The sequence below is a fragment of the Pseudomonas medicaginis genome (assembly GCF_965119365.1).
Taxonomy (GTDB): Bacteria; Pseudomonadota; Gammaproteobacteria; order Pseudomonadales; family Pseudomonadaceae; genus Aquipseudomonas.
On record NZ_OZ221631.1, the window covers coordinates 1,171,376 to 1,186,532 of the forward strand.

Sequence of the window (15,157 nt, forward strand, 5' to 3'; positions counted from 1 at the left end):
ACCGCACCAGTCTAGGGAGGGGAAATTATGACTACCGTTCAAAGCCTATATTCCGCCCTGGGTAGACAGGGGCTTCCCAAACGGAAGCTGTCTCATCTCCTGCCTGAGTGGTGGACGGACGAGATCGAAGCAACCCCGTCAGGTGCTCAGCAAGCCAAAATTTACTTGGCTAAAGCTTTGAGCCTTCGCATGCGTGCATTCAGCGAAACCCCACCAAGGGTTGAGTTCGACTTGCCCTCCGAAAAACGGTTCAAGCTTTCTGCCAAAACATCAGAGGCTCAGGTAGACCTCGCCGTTGCGCTAGCTCGTAGTGCTTCCAAGATCGCTATTGCGGCACATAGCTCTGAGTTCACTCCTCCCCCACCGGACGCCTCTGCGATCCGTGCGCATTTACTTTCAGCAGGAAGTAATTGGGTTGGGCTATCCGAGCTTGTTGATTATTGCTGGAGCTGCGGAATCCCCGTCATTCATCTTGCTACTCCATTGCTGGGTAAAAAAATGGATGGCATCGCCATGGCGATAAATGGTAGACCATCGATTGTTCTGTCAAACAACAGAAACAGCGGGTTTTTGTTGTTCCACCTTGCGCATGAGCTTGGCCACATTGCACTGGGCCATGTCGGCGCAAATGGTGCAATCGTCGATGATGAAATTAAGAAAGTCGATGATGAATCAAAAGATGCGGATGAAACCGCGGCTGATCGATTCGCTGTCGAATTGCTTACAGGCAATGCTCATGGCAATCTCAAGCTTCAGCAGTTGGTTAGGGCACCGGTGCTCGCGCAGTTGGCAGTAGCGTATGGCAAGGAACACAAAATTGATCCTACTCATGTAGTTCTCAACTGCGCCCATAATAATAAAAAGCTTTTTCCTCTATGTGTTGCTGCTGCCAATCTGATCCCGGGGAACACTACGGATCAACAGTTGATTACGGCTAGGGTTTTCAAAGCTCTGGACGGCGGGCTGGCAGAGGATAGCGAGCATTTACTGCGGAACTTGATCGCATAAATGATCCTGTTGACTGACAACGACATTCTTATAAAACTTTCTCAATGCGATCTCGTAGAGACTGCGCTCGATGTATTTCAATGCTCCTTAGCGGATTGCTATGTTCTGGATACCGCAAAACATTCACTCTACCTTTCTAATCCAGATAAATGCATCGAAAGACGCCTGGGAAGCGTTGCCGCCTATGATCGGCTTGCAGGACTGATTGATGGATGTCGAGAGCTTGGCGCTGCCGGCGAAGACATTGACTTCTTGGAGGAGTTAATGGACGTAGAGGGCATAGATGCGGGAGAACTCTCGCTTCTGATGCATGCACACGATCTCAATCAATCGGGCTCCCCCTTTCATTTCACCACTGGCGATAAAAGAGCCCTGGTAGGAATCGCTTTGTCTCAGTCTGAGAGAGCAAAGCGCTTGCTCCATCAAAAAGTCGACTGCGTGGAGTCAATCCTTCTCAAAGCAATTCACATGAAAGGGTTTGACGAAATCAGCGGGAAAATTATTTCCGCAATGCAGATAACTGACCCAAGAAAATTCGACACAGTTATGAGAATGTCGTTCGGTGAGGGCAGGAGCAAGGATCATGCTCACGATTGCCTCGTCCAATATCTGAACCCCGTTCGGCAGTTCATTCGCCCTTAGTACGATGCTCCATTGCATCAGGACACTTGCTCACACCCCTTAATCCCTCACGGGGCAACATAGGTGACCTTCTGTCGGCGAGTCCTGCTGGCCAAAATGAGCGATCTCCACTTGACCTGACCCTGAGTCGACGGGGGAAACCTGAAGTATTAGAGCCGTCAGATTATGGGCAAGCGTAATCTTCGGGCCGTAGCTTTCTTTCAGGTCCTGAGCTTAATGGTGCTGCACGCTTGTGTTGTTGCGGCTACACATTTACGCTTTGCCCCGTCGCGGTCAATCCCGCGACCGGGCGTCAGAACCTGAATCAAAACCAAGGCGCGGTTTCTTCCATTCCGCACAGTCAGCGCTTCGAGTGCTAGCTGCTGCTTTTCTATGGCGAACCGTGCGGGGCAGGCTTCGGCCTGGCCGGTTCCTTGGTTTCCGGTTTCTGACCCCCGTACGGTTTGCCACCCTATGCCGCGTCAGAACGGTGGATGGCAATCCTTAATCAAACCAAGGAGATAAGGAAATGGCATGCCCCCCTTTTAAGCTCGTGCGCCACCCCGGCCAAATGGTTACAGCTGCAAACTATCTCGGAGGATTCCGCGATGTTTGATCTTTCGCTTCTAATCGGTCTCCCCAAACCCAGCAGCATCGATACTTCATCGCTTACCCCTGAAGATGCGGCGATTAAACTGCGGCAGGCTGCCACTCTCCGGCTTAACGGAGCCCAGAGTATTCTGCTTCATTTTCCGCAAGACGTTGAGCTGGCAGTAGAGCTGCTGGATGACGCCGCCGTACTGTACGACAAGGCATTTCGAAATTTGACTGGCATTCCAGCTCAAAGCGTTCACCGACAGATCCATGAGTATGTCTCTGTCCCGTCAGTTGAAGGGGCTCCCGCGATCCAGACACCGTGGGGTGGCGAGTTCGCTCCGGTAATTAAGGAGGGTGTTCGTTGCGCAGAGACTTGGCTTGAAGGCTCATCATTACCGTTATGGTGGGCGCTGTCTCAGAACCGAAAACGTCATCGTCCAGGTGATCCACAAGAGGCTTTTGAAGCAGGTTTTTTGCTGCGGTTGCAGCAGACGCTGATCATGCGACTTGAGGCCGTCACTTCCCAATCAACCCGCTTTGATGCCTGAGTCTGTAATTGACGTTTGAGATTTGCTTTTCCCGCCAAACCCTCCGATCAAGCGATCTTTGATCGCGCCGATCGGAGGGTTCACTCGCTTTTTCTTGAAGCCGCGGCGTTCCACCCTCCTATGCTCAAATTTAATTAACACCACGCCTGCTTTCACCAGTCAGTGATTCCCCGCGATTTCTATCGAACGTAGCGCCATTCCGTGTATGTGCGGATCTTTTTGTTGGGCGCGAATCTAGGTGGCGACAGCGGCGACGCCGGCGACAACCCACGTAGAACGTGGCCTGGGGCATGGCGACAAAAGTGGCGACAGTCGCCACTTTCTGACCGCATTGGCCGTTACGCTTGACCGCCTTTTTGAGTGTGTATAAAAATTGGCGCACGGATCGCTGTCGTTGACAGCACCAGCCCAGGTAGCCAGAACCTTGAAGGCTACTCCACTCGCGTGGTGGTTCTTCCCCAAGTGCGATTAGCGTCCGGCGGCTCGCACGGTCACTCCCCAGAAGTGATGGATGCCTACTCAACTAATCTGCCCACTGCGGCAGACGATGGATTTACCTCGCTGCATTGCAGCAATCCCACCTCTTGGCACTCCTCGCTGCGCCAGACCGCGCCCGTCTCTTTCTCCTGGAAAGAGACGGGCGCTCGTAGCACTGCTGCAAGCCACGTCGTACAGGGCATTGGCGCAACTCTCCTCGTGACAATCGGCCTGACAAATCCGATTCATCGCCATCCGCAACGACACAGGCACCGGTGCCGCAGCCAATGGAAAGGCTGCACCTGACTGACAGTCAGGCATGCCCCAGGGTGTCTGGATCTTTGCCTTCTCCCACCCATGATCTCCAGGTGCCGAACTCGTCAGTCGGCACAGCCTCCACCCGCCCGCATCTTCGGATGCGTCTAAGGAGGCCAGATTCATGGGTTTATGCCCTTGCTCCCGGTTGTAAGGAGCCGTTCGTTCCGCGTCAGTGAACACCTCACAGGCCGCAGGGGCCTTGATCCCTGATAACACTCAACAGCCGTGGCGGGACTACGTGAGGACAACCAGCAATGATCGAGGAGAGGGCCCATGCAGCCGTTAGATCCGAAGCTTGAACTACCACGACCACCTCGACCGTTGATTGAGTCGAACCCCGTGCCCCAGCCTTATCCGGTGCAGGCACTGGGTGGGATTCTTGGGCCTGCGGTTGAGCGCATGGCCGAGGTCATCGGCGTGCCCCAAGCACTGGCCGCGCAATCGGTGTTGGCCGCCTCGGCCCTGGCCACTCAAGGTCATGCGGGCTTACAACTCGACGGGAGACATTATCCCCTGTCGTTGTACCTGATCACGGTGGCTGCGTCCGGTGATCGCAAGACCGCGGCAGACCGATCCGCACTGCTGCCAGCGCGCCAATGGGAGCGTGAACAGTGGCAACACTATCGTGAGCAGCTCTTTCGGTACCGTGCCGCACAGCGACAAGCGCAGAGTATCAATCCTGCCGATCCCGCCCCCACAAACAGCGTACCGCTCGAAGCGGAGCCTTCGGCCCCTCGGCTGATCACCACAGACCCGACGATCGAGGCCCTGATCAAGGGGCTCTGCCATGACTTGCCGAGCATGGGGCTGTTCTGTGACGAGGGCGGACAATTCCTTGGCAGCAGCACCATGAGTCGGGACAACCGTTTGAAAGCGATCACGACCTTGTCGTCACTCTGGGACGGTAGCCCGATTGATCGTGCTCGCTCTATGGCAGGCGAAAGCCTAAGAGCCTATGACCGACGCCTGAGCCTGCACCTGATGCTGCAACCGTATTTGGCCATGCAGTTACTCAGTGACCCGTTGCTGCAGGGGCAAGGCATTCTAGGGCGCTGCTTGATGACCTGGCCCACCAGTCTAGCCGGGCAACGTAGCTACCAGGCTGTCGACTTGTCCAAAGACGCCGCCCTCAAGCGCTATCATCACCGCCTTTCGGCTCTGTTTTATCAGCCTTGGTCACTGTCCGCTGACGGAGCCTTGCAGCTGTCAAAGCTGAGCCTCAGTCCGCTGGCGCGTCGTCGCTGGATTGATTTGCATGATGCTATCGAAGCTCAGCTGGGGGAGTTTGGCGAGCTGGCCAGCGTACGGCCCAGCGGATCAAAGGCCGCCGATAACCTGCTGCGCATCGCCGGCATTCTTGCAGTTGTGGAGGAGAGCAGCGTCGTGGAGGTCGACCATATCCAACGGGCCTCCGCTTTAGTCGGCTACTACCTCACCGAGATCCAGCGCCTGACTGAGCAGGAGCCAGTGTGTCGAGTCAAGGAAGAGGCGGACCGGTTGTTGCGCTGGCTGCAGGTCAAAGATTGGAAGCGCTTCAGTATTCGAGACCTTAATCGCAACGGTCCCCGCTTTGCCCGTAAGAGCAGTCGCCATGCCACCAAGCTTCTGGTCGAGTTGCTTGATCATCAGTGGCTGATCACCGACGGCCACACCTTCGAGGTGCGCCATGTTTAATCTTGATGAAGCGCTGCGCAACCATCTGGCTCAGCGTCAAAAGGAGCCCAAAGCGCGATTTGTCGCCGCTACTGTCGCCACTTTGTCGCCACGCTCAAAACCAAGCAGGACGAGGGTTGTCGCCGCTGTCGCCAGTGTCGCCACCACCCATAAAGCTATCGCCTCTACGACAGCCATTATTCAATGGTTGAAAGAGGAGGGTGCGCATCTTTACGTCACCGACAACACGCTGTGTTTTCGCCCGACTGATTGGGCTCAGTTCGCGATTGTAAGTGCGCACTGGCGAGCCCTTTTGCATGATCTCGCGGCAGTCGATCAGGAACAGAAAAATGGCTCGGGTCGGTAAGCGAGCAGGGCGCAATTTCGGCTTCGGCCGCCAGCTCAGCTATGCCGGACCGCAAGCACTGAAAGACCTGTTTGGCGACGGCCATTTTGCTACCGTCAAAGCCCATAGTGATCGCTGGCAGGCCTTCGTGCGTTGGTGTCTATCCGAGGAAGGGCCGAGGCTCAATGATGCGCGACAGATCGACCGCGAAGTCCTAGTGCGGTACGCCGTCCACGTGCGGGAGCAGGTTGATCAGGGCAACGTCGGCATCGCCACCGCGCAGAACCGACTGTCCAGCTTGAACCGAACGATGGCTGCGCTGCGCGGTGATCAATACGTCAAAATTCCGAGTCCGAGCAAGGCGCTTGGCTTGCAGCGCTCAAGCGTGCGTACTGAGGCGCCACAAGGCCAAGACCGTGTGCAGGTCAGGCTGATTGCGCAAGCGCTGTCAGAGCGACAGCAACTGAGGGTGAGTGCCATCGTGCTCCTCGCTCGGGAGACCGGCATGCGCCTGCGTGAAGCGATCTTGGCGGACTTGCACCGGCTGCAACTTGAGGCTCGGCAACTGGGCAAGATCAATATCCAGGACGGCACCAAAGGCGGTCGATCAGGCGCATCGGCACCGCGTTGGATTGCGGTCACGGATCAAGTTCGTGGCGCCCTCGACAGGGCCAGCGAGGCCTCACCCAAGGGCAGTCGGAATCTGTTAACACCTGATGAAAGCTACAAAGATTTCTTACAGACAATCGTACGACCGGCGCGGGACATCATGCATGAGCATGGATTGAAAGGCTTTCATGAACTGCGGGCGGCTTACGCCTGTGAGCGCTATGAACAACTGACCGGCTTCTCCGCGCCCATCAATGGCGGTCTTGGTCAACGAGAGGATCGAGCACTCGATCAGCGTGCACGTCAGCAGATCAGCCACGAGTTGGGGCATAACCGCATCGACGTGGTGAGTGCCTACATCGGAGGTCGTCGATGAAGTCCGAGTTCGATATGGCGTTGTTTCTGAGCCCCGTGCTCAAAGGTGCGCATGCCACGCGGCAGCGGCATATCAGGCAGGCAGAAAGGATGCACGAGGCGATTCGTGAGCGCTGGAGTTGTGCGACCCCTTGGTCCTGGAAGGAAAAGCACACCAGATGGTTTTTAGAGCACTACCTGCGTTGCTCAGCACCATCGACCATCTATTACTATGAGTTAACAGCAGGGCTGATCCGCCGCAGAAAGGCGCAACTCGTGGTTGTCTGATAGATCTTTAAGCGTGAGCCCCTAAGTATGGGAATGCGGAGCCTTCCCATACTTAGGGGCTTGGCCGAAGAAGCGCAGGCATGCGGCTGATTTAGCGACAGTCGCCACTTCAGTCGCCCTGCTGCATGGCACGAATTGTTGCCTGCTCAGCGTATCGGCACGACGTTACGGTCCCTGGTTTGATTGATGGCGGATGCCGACAGGCTGCCGGTGGCTGCCTTCTGGATATGTTCACTCCACCAGGCCATCATCGGACGCCGGCGTTCGATGTAATCCGCCCGGTTGTAGGCGCTTCGAACTTCGTCTTTATCGACATGCGCCAGCGCGACTTCGATTAGCTCCGGATCCCACCCATGCTCATTCAGAATTGTGCTGGCCATGGAGCGCATGCCGTGGCTGACTAAGCGGTCCTGAAAGCCCATTCGTTTCAATGCCATGTTGGCTGTCTGGCTATTCGCGTGGGTGCGCGGATTTCTATCTGACGGGAACACATATTCCCTGTGGCCGCTATGGGGCTTAAGCGTCTCCAATAACGAGAGTGCATGTTCGGTCAGCGGAATTGTGTGCGGCCGACGCTTTTTCATGCGCTCTGGCGGAATGGTCCAAATGCGCTTGTCGAAGTCGATATCTGCCCATCGTGTGGTAGCTGCTTCGGCAGGGCGGGTCATCGTGTGCAACTGCCATTCGATCAGGCAGCGGGTCGTGCGCTTGATGCTGGCGTTCGCGATTTCCATCATGAGCTCGGGAAGCTCCTCAGGTGGTAGCGCAGCCATGTTCTCTTTCTTGGGTTTCTTGAACACCGCCCGAATTCCATTGAGGGGGTTCGCAAATATTAGCCCGGAGTTGACCCCGTAGGTCATGATCTCGTTGAGTCGTTGGCTCAATCGTTTCACGGTTTCGAGGCTCCCTTTGGCCTCGATTGGGCGAAGGATTTTGATAACCATCGGAGCAGTGATTTGAGAGAGCGGCGTTGTTTTCATGCTTGGGAAAACATGAAGCGTCAGCGATCTCCAAATGTCTTCGGCGTAGGCTTTGGTTACGGAGTCTTTCTTCAGCTCGAACCAGGCAGTGGCCACCTTCTCGAAAGTGTGTTCAGTCTCAGCAAGTTTGGCTTGCCTTACCTCATCACGCTGGGTTTTGGGATCAGTGCCCAAAGCGAGCAACTCACGCGCCTCTGCGGCTTTCTTCCGGGCGTTGGCTAACGAGAGGTCGGGGTATGGACCAAGCGCCATGTTGATACGGCTTCTGGTCAACGGCTCGCGGTAATTGAAATTCCACATCATCGAGCCGCTCGCGCGTACTCGAAGCTGCAAGCCATCGCCGTCGCTGAGGACGAAGTCTTTACCAGTTGCCTTGACTGCCTTGAGCTGGCGATCGGAGAGGCGGGTTGCGTTAGTAGGCATGGGGGCTACCTCCAGCACCGTTTTGGTATCCTGAAAATAGCATTTGGTAGTCCGGGATACCACCTGGGATACCAAAGCGCCTGGAACTCAGAAATCCTCCAAAGCCCCCAAAAGAGCTGAAGCCCTGTATTTACTGGATTTCAGGCACAAAAAAAGACGTCCGTGGACGTCTTTAGATGTTGAAGTGGTGGAGCCGGGGGGATTTGAACCCCCGTCCGCCAGTACTCCGCTGTCGGTACTACATGCGTAGCCGTGTCTATTAAGTTAACCCTCAGCGACCCGACGGGCAGGGTGCTTTGGGCGAGTTGTGTAAGTTTTAGCCGCTTCGTCCACAACGTACTGCACGGCGATTCTGTTCTATATGACAATCACTTTGGGTTTACAGACATCCCCTAATGATTGCTGGACCCGAAGGTACCAGAAGCTCAGGATCTAAGGCTGCTTACGCAGCGATAGCGAATTCCTGGCCGTAGGTTTCGTCATTGGCAACTATAGAAGTTGCAACAGTGGATTTACGAGTTCTGTTACCAACTCGGCATGCACCTAAAGTTTCGCAACCGGCGTCGAATCCTAAACGGCCCCGAACCTGTCACTCCGTGAGTCTGTTGGAGCGGCAGGCATGTGCAGTGTACGCCAATCCACGTCTGAGGCCAACCCGAAGGTTGGCCAGGCGCGATGTTATTGGTCACCCTTGACGTTGTTCTGCAGCTTCTGAAGAGCTTGGGTGGTCAGCGAAATGCAGTTCTTGTCGCCTTCCTCGGTGCCTTTGGCATGCTCGGCCGTGGCCTGCCCGACGGTGGCGTCGATATCGGTTTTCATGCTTTCGCTCATCTGCTCGGTGCTGACTTTCGCATCCTTGATTTTCTGCAGATTGATCTGGCAAAGGTCTGCCTGGCTCTCTGCGAACACCGGAGAGGCCAACATCGCAGCGGAAATGAACAAGCCAGCAAGTGCGGTGCGCTTCATGTGTATCTCCTTGAACGTAGGGTCTCGGTGCCGCTGGACAGTCGCGGCCGGGCCGAGTCGATGGGTGGCCCAGCACAGCCGGGCCTATTCAAGTGACTACAGCGAAGCGCAGGAATTCGATTTTTCTTCGAGTCCCCCCGCGAGGCCCTCGCCCTTGGCGGGTTTGGGTTGGGTGACGCGGTCCACCAGGTACACCAATCCGTGGTAGTCGATTTCCCCGTGACGCGTCAGACCGATCTCACACGTGCGGCTGGTGGAAATGCCCTCCGTGCAATATTGAACCGCGTCCTTGAGGGTTCGGAGTGAGTGGGCGTTGAGTTCGGGGGTGGTAAAGCCCTTGTCGCCGGCGAAACCACAGCAATGGATGCCTTCCGGAATCACCACCTGCTTGCTGCACTGGCGCGCCAGGTCTATCAGCGCCTGGCTTTCGCCGAGGTGCTGCGTGCTGCACGTGATGTGCACGGCGATGGGCGCCTCCTGGGGGAAAAAGTCGAGACGGTCCATCAAATGGGTACGGATGAAGCGCACCGGGTCGTACAGGTCCAAACGTGTTTCGCCAAGGTCCTGGACCAACCGCAACGTGCAGGGGCTGGTGTCGCAGTAGATAGGGTCGAGCCCGCCGCGACTGGCGTGCAGCAAGGCGCCGATCAGTTCCTGGCGCTTATGCTCGGCTTGTTCGGCGTAGCCTTTGGAAGCAAAGGGTTGGCCGCAGCAGAGGCTTTCCACGTTGTCTGGAAAGACCACCTGATAACCGGCTTTTTCCAGCAGGCCGCGGGTCTTGTCGTACAGCGACATTTGCTCTTTGTCCGCCACCGTCGGGCCCATGACCCGTGACACGCACGCCGCCAGGTACACCACCCTCGGACGTTCGTCCGACACGGCGATGCTGACGCGGATGGCTTTTTCCGGTTGGGGCATGGCGCTGGTCCACTGCGGCACCTGGCCTTTGGACAGTCGCGTCAACGAGGCCGACAGTTTCGCCAGGCGGGGCGCCCCCAGCAGCATGCGCGCACCGTTGGCGACATGCAGGGCGAAGCGTGCGCCTTGCAATGTGGTGGCGAAATTTCCTTCAATCCAGTTGGCAGTTTTCGTCTTCGTTGCGTCACGGCTGCGCAGTTTTTTCACCAGCTCACCGGTATTGATGCCTACCGGGCAACGTTGTGCACACAGGCCCGTGGCGGCGCAGGTATCGATGCCTTGGTATTGGTAGGCACGTTCCAGTTCGGTGGTGTCCGTGCCGGCGCGTTTTTTCGCTTGAATGTCGCGCCAGATCACGATGCGCTGGCGCGGGCTCAAGGTCAGGTCCTTGGACGGGCACACCGGCTCGCAAAAACCGCACTCGATGCACTTGTCCACGATCTCATCGGCGGCCGGCAGCGGTTTGAGGTGCTTGAGGTGGATTTGCGGGTCTTCGCTGAGCACCACGTCCGGGTTGAGGATGCCGTTGGGATCGAGCAGGCGTTTGAGCTGCCACATCAACTGATAGGCGTCGCTGCCCCATTCCAGCTCGACGAACGGCGCCATGTTGCGTCCGGTGCCGTGTTCGGCTTTCAGCGAGCCGCCGAATTCCACTGCCACCAGGTGCGCCACGTCATCCATGAATGCCTGGTAGCGTGCGACTTCTTCGGCGCTGTTGAAGCCTTGGGTGAAGACGAAGTGCAGATTGCCTTCCAGCGCGTGTCCGAAAAGGATCGCTTCGTCGTAGTGATGTTTGTCGAACAGCTCGATCAGGCGGTTCACGCCGATGGCCAGTTGCTCCACCGGAAAGGTTACGTCTTCGATGATCACTGTGGTGCCGGTCTTGCGGACCGCGCCCACGGCCGGGAAGGTGTCTTTGCGGATCGCCCAGAGCCGGGCGTTTTCCCGTGGGTCTTCGGTAAAGTCGACCTGTTTTTCCACCGGGAAGCCGGCCAGGGAGGCCATGATCCGGGCCAGTTGTTCTTGCAGTAAAGACGAGGAAGCGGCGCGGGATTCGATGAGCAAGGCGCAGGCATTAATCGACAGATGCTGTACGAAATCCGGCATGCCCGGTTTGTCCTGCACCGAGCGCAGGCTGCGGCGGTCCAGCAGCTCCACGGCCGAGACTGGCTGGCTTTTCAGCACGGTGACGGCGTTGCAGCAGGTTTCCACGTCCGGGAACACGATCAGCGCCGAGGCTTTGTTCGGGTGGTCGATGACGGTGTTGTAGGTCACCGCGCTGATGAAGCCGAGAGTGCCTTCGGAGCCGACCAGCAGGTGGCTCAGGATATCCACAGGCTCGTCAAAATCCACCAAGGCATTGAGTGACAGGCCGGTGGTATTTTTCAGACGATATTTATGCCGAATTCGCGCAGCCAGTTCAGTGTTGGCGCGGGTCTCGCGGCCCAGAGTCGCGAGGCGTTCCAGCAGTTCGCCATGGCTCGTACGAAAAGCAGCCACGCTGCTGTCGTCTTCGGTGTCCAGGCGCGTGCCATCGGCCAGCACCAGGCGGATGCCGGCCAGGGTGTGATAGGTGTTCTGCGCGGTGCCGCAGCACATGCCGCTGGCGTTGTTGGCAACGATGCCGCCGATCTTGCAGGCGTTGATCGACGCCGGATCAGGGCCGATCTTGCGCCCGAACGGCGCCAGCCAGGCGTTGGCCTGGGCGCCAATCACGCCGGGCTGCAAACGGATCTGCGTGCCCTGGTCGCGAATCTCGCGCCCGTTCCAGTTATCCCCGAGCACAATCAGCACCGAGTCGCTGATGGCTTGGCCGGACAGGCTGGTGCCGGCGGCGCGGAAGGTGACGGGCACCTGGTCGCGCTGGGCCAGTTTCAGCAAGGCAATCACTTCATCTTCGGATTCGACGCGTACCACCAGTTTCGGAATCAGCCGATAGAAACTGGCGTCAGTGCCGAAGGCCAAGGTCGACAGCGGATCGTCGAAACGGCGTTTCTGCGGGATCAGTTGTTGAACGTCGTGTAGGAAAGAGGCCGGAAGGGTCATTGGTCCTCCAGAATCAAGACCACCAGATCCTTCGGACCGTGGGCGCCGTAGGCCAGGACTTGTTCGATGTCGGCGGTTTTCGACGGGCCCGATACCAGCAGGGCGTTGGTGGGCATGCCTTGGGCCCACTCGAACTCCTGCTGCACTTCATAGAAGTTGTCACGGATCTCGCTGGCCTTGAGCAGGGCGAAATGCACCGGTGGCACCAGGCTCATCAGCCGCGGTTCTTCCCGGGTTGGCCAGAGAATCAGGCTGCCGGTGGCGGCGATGGCGCCGAGGGTCCCGGTGAGGCTGGCGGGGGTGTCGTTGAACAACTCGGCTTTCCACTCTTCTACCGGGCGGTCGTAGGCCTTGAGGGTTGGCAGGTCCGGATTGTTCGCCCAGAACTGTGTGATTTTTTGCCCGTGCGCGGTGGTCGGGGCGATGAGCAGACTCGGCAATTGACGGTCGCGCAACAGTTGGGCGAGCAGGGCCGGCCAGCCTTCGTTGGACGTCAGGTGGATTTCGGTGTGCACCGCTTCCATCAGCTTGCGCAGTTGCGGGATGCGTTCCTCGGGCGCATAGCGGTAGGTCTGCGTCACTAGCTCGACGTCGAAGTTGTCGGCAACAGGCGTGGCGCCGGTCAGGCTTTTACGCAGCTTGGCGAGGATATTGTCCTTGGCGCTCATTGGCGGTCTCCCTGTTGGTTCAGGTGTTCGCGGGCCAGGTCATGCAATGAGCGGGCGGCGGGTTTGGGGGCGCTGTGGTTCTGGGTCCAGGGGCCGACATTTTTGGGTGTCAGGGCACGCAGTCGCGTGGCGAGCAACCCAAATAGCCGGTACAGCCGCGGCGAGCTGTTGAGCCAGGCCCAGGCATTCCAGATGAACCGTTCCTTGGGCGAATACTTGCTGCCTTGGCCGCGCATTACCGGGTTAGGGCTGTCCGGCGCCTTGACGTTTTCTTCCCGCAACCGCCGCAGCAAAGCCGGGATCGGAATCTTCACCGGACACACTTCACCGCAGGCACCGCACAGCGAAGAGGCGCTCGGATGGTCCGGCACTTTGGCCAGGCCGACCATGTGCGGCGTGATGATTTTTCCGATAGGTCCCGGGTAAACCTCGCCGTAGGCATGACCGCCGATTCGGGTATAGACCGGGCAATGATTCATACAGGCGCCGCAGCGAATGCAGTTCAGCGTCTGGCGCAGTTCGCTGTCGGCAAACGCCTGGCTGCGACCGTTGTCGAGCAGGACCAGGTGGACTTCCTGGGGGCCGTCCAATTCCTCGGGCTTGCGCGGGCCGGAGATCATGTTGACGTAGGTGGTGATGGGCTGGCCGAGGGCCGAGCGGGTCAGCAGCGACAGCAGCGGCACCACGTCGCGCAGGTTCTCGACGACTTTCTCAATGCCGGTCACGGCAATGTGCACCGGCGGCACGGTGGTGGACATTCGTCCGTTGCCTTCGTTTTCCACCAGCAGCAGCGTGCCGGTTTCAGCGACGGCGAAGTTGACGCCGGAGACGCCGACGTCGGCCTCGAAGAATTTCTGCCGCAATACCTTGCGACCGATCTGAATGAGTTGGTCAACGTCCTTGGTGTACTCCACGCCGAGTTTGTCGTGGAACAAGGACGCGACCTGACCGGCATTCTTGTGGATCGCCGGCATAATGATGTGTGAAGGCTTCTCGTGGTCGAGCTGGACGATGTATTCCCCCATGTCGGACTCGAGACATTCAATGTCCCGAGCCTCGAGGAAATGGTTCATCTCCATCTCTTCGCTGACCATCGATTTGCCCTTGATCACTTGCCGCGCCTCGTGAGCGCGGATGATCGAGAGGACGATGCCGTTGGCTTCGTCCACCGTTTCCGCCCAGTGCACGTTCACACCGTTGCGGGTCAGGTTGCTTTCAAGTTGCTCGAGCAGGTCGGGCAGCTTGGATAACGCACGGGCGCGGACGGCATTGCCCAGCACCCGCAGGTGTTCTCTTTCGTGGGCATCGCTGAAGGACGTTGCCCGCTTGGTCATCAGTGAATCCATCGCGCTGCGAAAGTTGTTTCGCAGTTGCGTGTCGTCCAGGGCCTTGTGGGCTCGGGCGCGAAAATCTTCCTGCGCCTCAATCGGTACTTCAACGGTCGGAATCAGCGTCGGTGTGCTCATGCGGCACCTCCGGTTCGCTGCCAGAGGAAGCTCGCCAGGTGTTGGCCGCGTAACGCCTCCTGCTGTTTTTCCAGCGCGCCGTTGATGTTCATCAAGCAACCGCAGTCGGCGCTGACGACCTGATGCGCGCCGGATTCCTTCAGGGCGCGGGTCTTGTCAGCCACCATCGCGCCGGAAATGTCCGGCATGCGAACGCTGAACGTCCCACCAAAACCACAGCATTCACTTTCGTGGCTGTGTTCAACTCGCTCCACATTGCGTAGCTGCGCCAATAACGCACGGCCGTGCAGGTGGGTGTTCATTTCACGCCGTGCCGAGCAGGACGTGTGCAGCGCGACTTTCACTGGTTCGCCGCTATCGTTCAACTGCACCTTGCAGACGAACAGCAGGAATTCGGCCAGTTCGTACGTCCGGGCCGCCAGGGCCTGGACCTGCTTGAGGGTCTCCGGCTCGTCCTTGAACAGGTCGGCGTAATGCTCGCGCAGCATGCCGGCGCAGGACCCCGAAGGCACCACCACCGGATAGTCTTCGGCAAACAGGGCCAGTTGCGCCCGGGCCACCGTCCGCGCCTGCTCGGTATACCCCGAGGTGTAGGCCGGTTGCCCGCAGCAACTTTGCCCTTGGGGGTAGTCCACCCGGATCCCTTCGCGTTCCAGCAGATGAATCGCATCCATCCCGGCTTCGGGATAGAACAGGTCCACCACGCACGTGCCGAACAGGTAGACCCGGCGGGGTTTCTCGCTGGGGTACTGCCGAGGCTCGGGCAAGGGCGGGGCGACACGGGTCGCGTTCGGTACGGCGTTGTAAAAAAGCTCGCTCATCAGGCGTGTCTCCGGGTGGTCCCGGTTATCCGTCCGCTGAGGCTGCTGAA

Annotated in this window: 13 protein-coding genes and 1 other RNA gene; 7 read left to right on the forward strand and 7 right to left on the reverse strand. The window is 58.1% G+C overall.

The window, feature by feature from the left end; translation table 11 throughout:
* The first annotated feature begins 27 nt into the window (after positions 1 to 27).
* The 7 genes from ACMTA2_RS05020 (at position 28) to ACMTA2_RS05050 (ending at position 6,819) form a co-directional block, all read left to right on the forward strand.
* A complete protein-coding gene (locus ACMTA2_RS05020) occupies positions 28 to 1,008 on the forward strand; it encodes an ImmA/IrrE family metallo-endopeptidase (protein ID WP_413793976.1) in 981 nt (326 codons plus the stop codon).
* Entirely contained in the window at positions 1,009 to 1,650 is a 642-nt protein-coding gene (locus ACMTA2_RS05025; protein WP_413793977.1) for a hypothetical protein, read from the forward strand.
* Positions 1,651 to 2,237: 587 nt separating this feature from the next.
* Entirely contained in the window at positions 2,238 to 2,774 is a 537-nt protein-coding gene (locus ACMTA2_RS05030) for a LasR-specific antiactivator QslA (RefSeq protein WP_413793978.1), read from the forward strand.
* A 1,068-nt stretch (positions 2,775 to 3,842) separates the two neighbouring features.
* Positions 3,843 to 5,243 (forward strand): YfjI family protein, encoded by a 1,401-nt coding sequence (locus ACMTA2_RS05035; protein ID WP_413793979.1) that lies wholly within the window; start codon positions 3,843 to 3,845, stop codon positions 5,241 to 5,243.
* A complete protein-coding gene (locus ACMTA2_RS05040) occupies positions 5,236 to 5,589 on the forward strand; it encodes a hypothetical protein (RefSeq protein WP_099268129.1) in 354 nt (117 codons plus the stop codon). The genes ACMTA2_RS05035 and ACMTA2_RS05040 overlap by 8 nt, the downstream gene beginning before the upstream one ends.
* Positions 5,573 to 6,553, forward strand: coding sequence for an integrase domain-containing protein (locus tag ACMTA2_RS05045; protein WP_413793980.1), 981 nt, complete (start codon positions 5,573 to 5,575; stop codon positions 6,551 to 6,553). The genes ACMTA2_RS05040 and ACMTA2_RS05045 overlap by 17 nt, the downstream gene beginning before the upstream one ends.
* Entirely contained in the window at positions 6,550 to 6,819 is a 270-nt protein-coding gene (locus ACMTA2_RS05050) for a hypothetical protein (protein ID WP_413793981.1), read from the forward strand. The genes ACMTA2_RS05045 and ACMTA2_RS05050 overlap by 4 nt, the downstream gene beginning before the upstream one ends.
* A 146-nt stretch (positions 6,820 to 6,965) precedes the next feature.
* Here ACMTA2_RS05050 and ACMTA2_RS05055 read toward each other — a convergent pair whose 3' ends face one another.
* The 7 genes from ACMTA2_RS05055 to ACMTA2_RS05085 form a co-directional block, all read right to left on the reverse strand.
* Positions 6,966 to 8,222, reverse strand: a complete 1,257-nt coding sequence (locus tag ACMTA2_RS05055) for an integrase domain-containing protein (protein WP_413793982.1) — start codon at positions 8,220 to 8,222, stop codon at positions 6,966 to 6,968.
* A 185-nt stretch (positions 8,223 to 8,407) separates the two neighbouring features.
* Positions 8,408 to 8,804: a transfer-messenger RNA gene (gene ssrA, locus ACMTA2_RS05060) on the reverse strand.
* A gap of 96 nt (positions 8,805 to 8,900) precedes the next feature.
* Positions 8,901 to 9,188: a PA2433 domain-containing protein gene (locus tag ACMTA2_RS05065; RefSeq protein WP_413793983.1), complete on the reverse strand. Its 288-nt coding sequence runs from the start codon at positions 9,186 to 9,188 to the stop codon at positions 8,901 to 8,903.
* Positions 9,189 to 9,284: 96 nt separating this feature from the next.
* A complete protein-coding gene (locus tag ACMTA2_RS05070) occupies positions 9,285 to 12,152 on the reverse strand; it encodes an FAD-binding and (Fe-S)-binding domain-containing protein (protein ID WP_413793984.1) in 2,868 nt (955 codons plus the stop codon).
* Positions 12,149 to 12,820 carry a LutC/YkgG family protein gene (locus ACMTA2_RS05075; RefSeq protein WP_413793985.1) on the reverse strand — a complete coding sequence of 224 codons (672 nt, stop codon included), beginning with the start codon at positions 12,818 to 12,820 and terminating at the stop codon, positions 12,149 to 12,151. Before ACMTA2_RS05075 ends, ACMTA2_RS05070 begins: the two co-directional genes overlap by 4 nt.
* Complete coding sequence (locus ACMTA2_RS05080; RefSeq protein ID WP_413793986.1) at positions 12,817 to 14,286, reverse strand: LutB/LldF family L-lactate oxidation iron-sulfur protein; 1,470 nt, start codon at positions 14,284 to 14,286, stop codon at positions 12,817 to 12,819. The genes ACMTA2_RS05075 and ACMTA2_RS05080 overlap by 4 nt, the downstream gene beginning before the upstream one ends.
* Positions 14,283 to 15,107, reverse strand: a complete 825-nt coding sequence (locus tag ACMTA2_RS05085) for a (Fe-S)-binding protein (RefSeq protein WP_413793987.1) — start codon at positions 15,105 to 15,107, stop codon at positions 14,283 to 14,285. The genes ACMTA2_RS05080 and ACMTA2_RS05085 overlap by 4 nt, the downstream gene beginning before the upstream one ends.
* Positions 15,108 to 15,157: the final 50 nt, after the last annotated feature.

Coding starts and splice junctions, on each gene's coding strand:
- ACMTA2_RS05080 (WP_413793986.1), bottom strand. CDS start 14,286: ATGAGCACACCGACGCTGATTCCGACCGTTGAAGTACCGATTGAGGCG.
- ACMTA2_RS05070 (WP_413793984.1), bottom strand. CDS start 12,152: ATGACCCTTCCGGCCTCTTTCCTACACGACGTTCAACAACTGATCCCG.
- ACMTA2_RS05030 (WP_413793978.1), top strand. CDS start 2,238: ATGTTTGATCTTTCGCTTCTAATCGGTCTCCCCAAACCCAGCAGCATC.
- ACMTA2_RS05045 (WP_413793980.1), top strand. CDS start 5,573: ATGGCTCGGGTCGGTAAGCGAGCAGGGCGCAATTTCGGCTTCGGCCGC.
- ACMTA2_RS05055 (WP_413793982.1), bottom strand. CDS start 8,222: ATGCCTACTAACGCAACCCGCCTCTCCGATCGCCAGCTCAAGGCAGTC.
- ACMTA2_RS05085 (WP_413793987.1), bottom strand. CDS start 15,107: ATGAGCGAGCTTTTTTACAACGCCGTACCGAACGCGACCCGTGTCGCC.
- ACMTA2_RS05075 (WP_413793985.1), bottom strand. CDS start 12,820: ATGAGCGCCAAGGACAATATCCTCGCCAAGCTGCGTAAAAGCCTGACC.
- ACMTA2_RS05020 (WP_413793976.1), top strand. CDS start 28: ATGACTACCGTTCAAAGCCTATATTCCGCCCTGGGTAGACAGGGGCTT.
- ACMTA2_RS05025 (WP_413793977.1), top strand. CDS start 1,009: ATGATCCTGTTGACTGACAACGACATTCTTATAAAACTTTCTCAATGC.
- ACMTA2_RS05065 (WP_413793983.1), bottom strand. CDS start 9,188: ATGAAGCGCACCGCACTTGCTGGCTTGTTCATTTCCGCTGCGATGTTG.
- ACMTA2_RS05040 (WP_099268129.1), top strand. CDS start 5,236: ATGTTTAATCTTGATGAAGCGCTGCGCAACCATCTGGCTCAGCGTCAA.
- ACMTA2_RS05050 (WP_413793981.1), top strand. CDS start 6,550: ATGAAGTCCGAGTTCGATATGGCGTTGTTTCTGAGCCCCGTGCTCAAA.
- ACMTA2_RS05035 (WP_413793979.1), top strand. CDS start 3,843: ATGCAGCCGTTAGATCCGAAGCTTGAACTACCACGACCACCTCGACCG.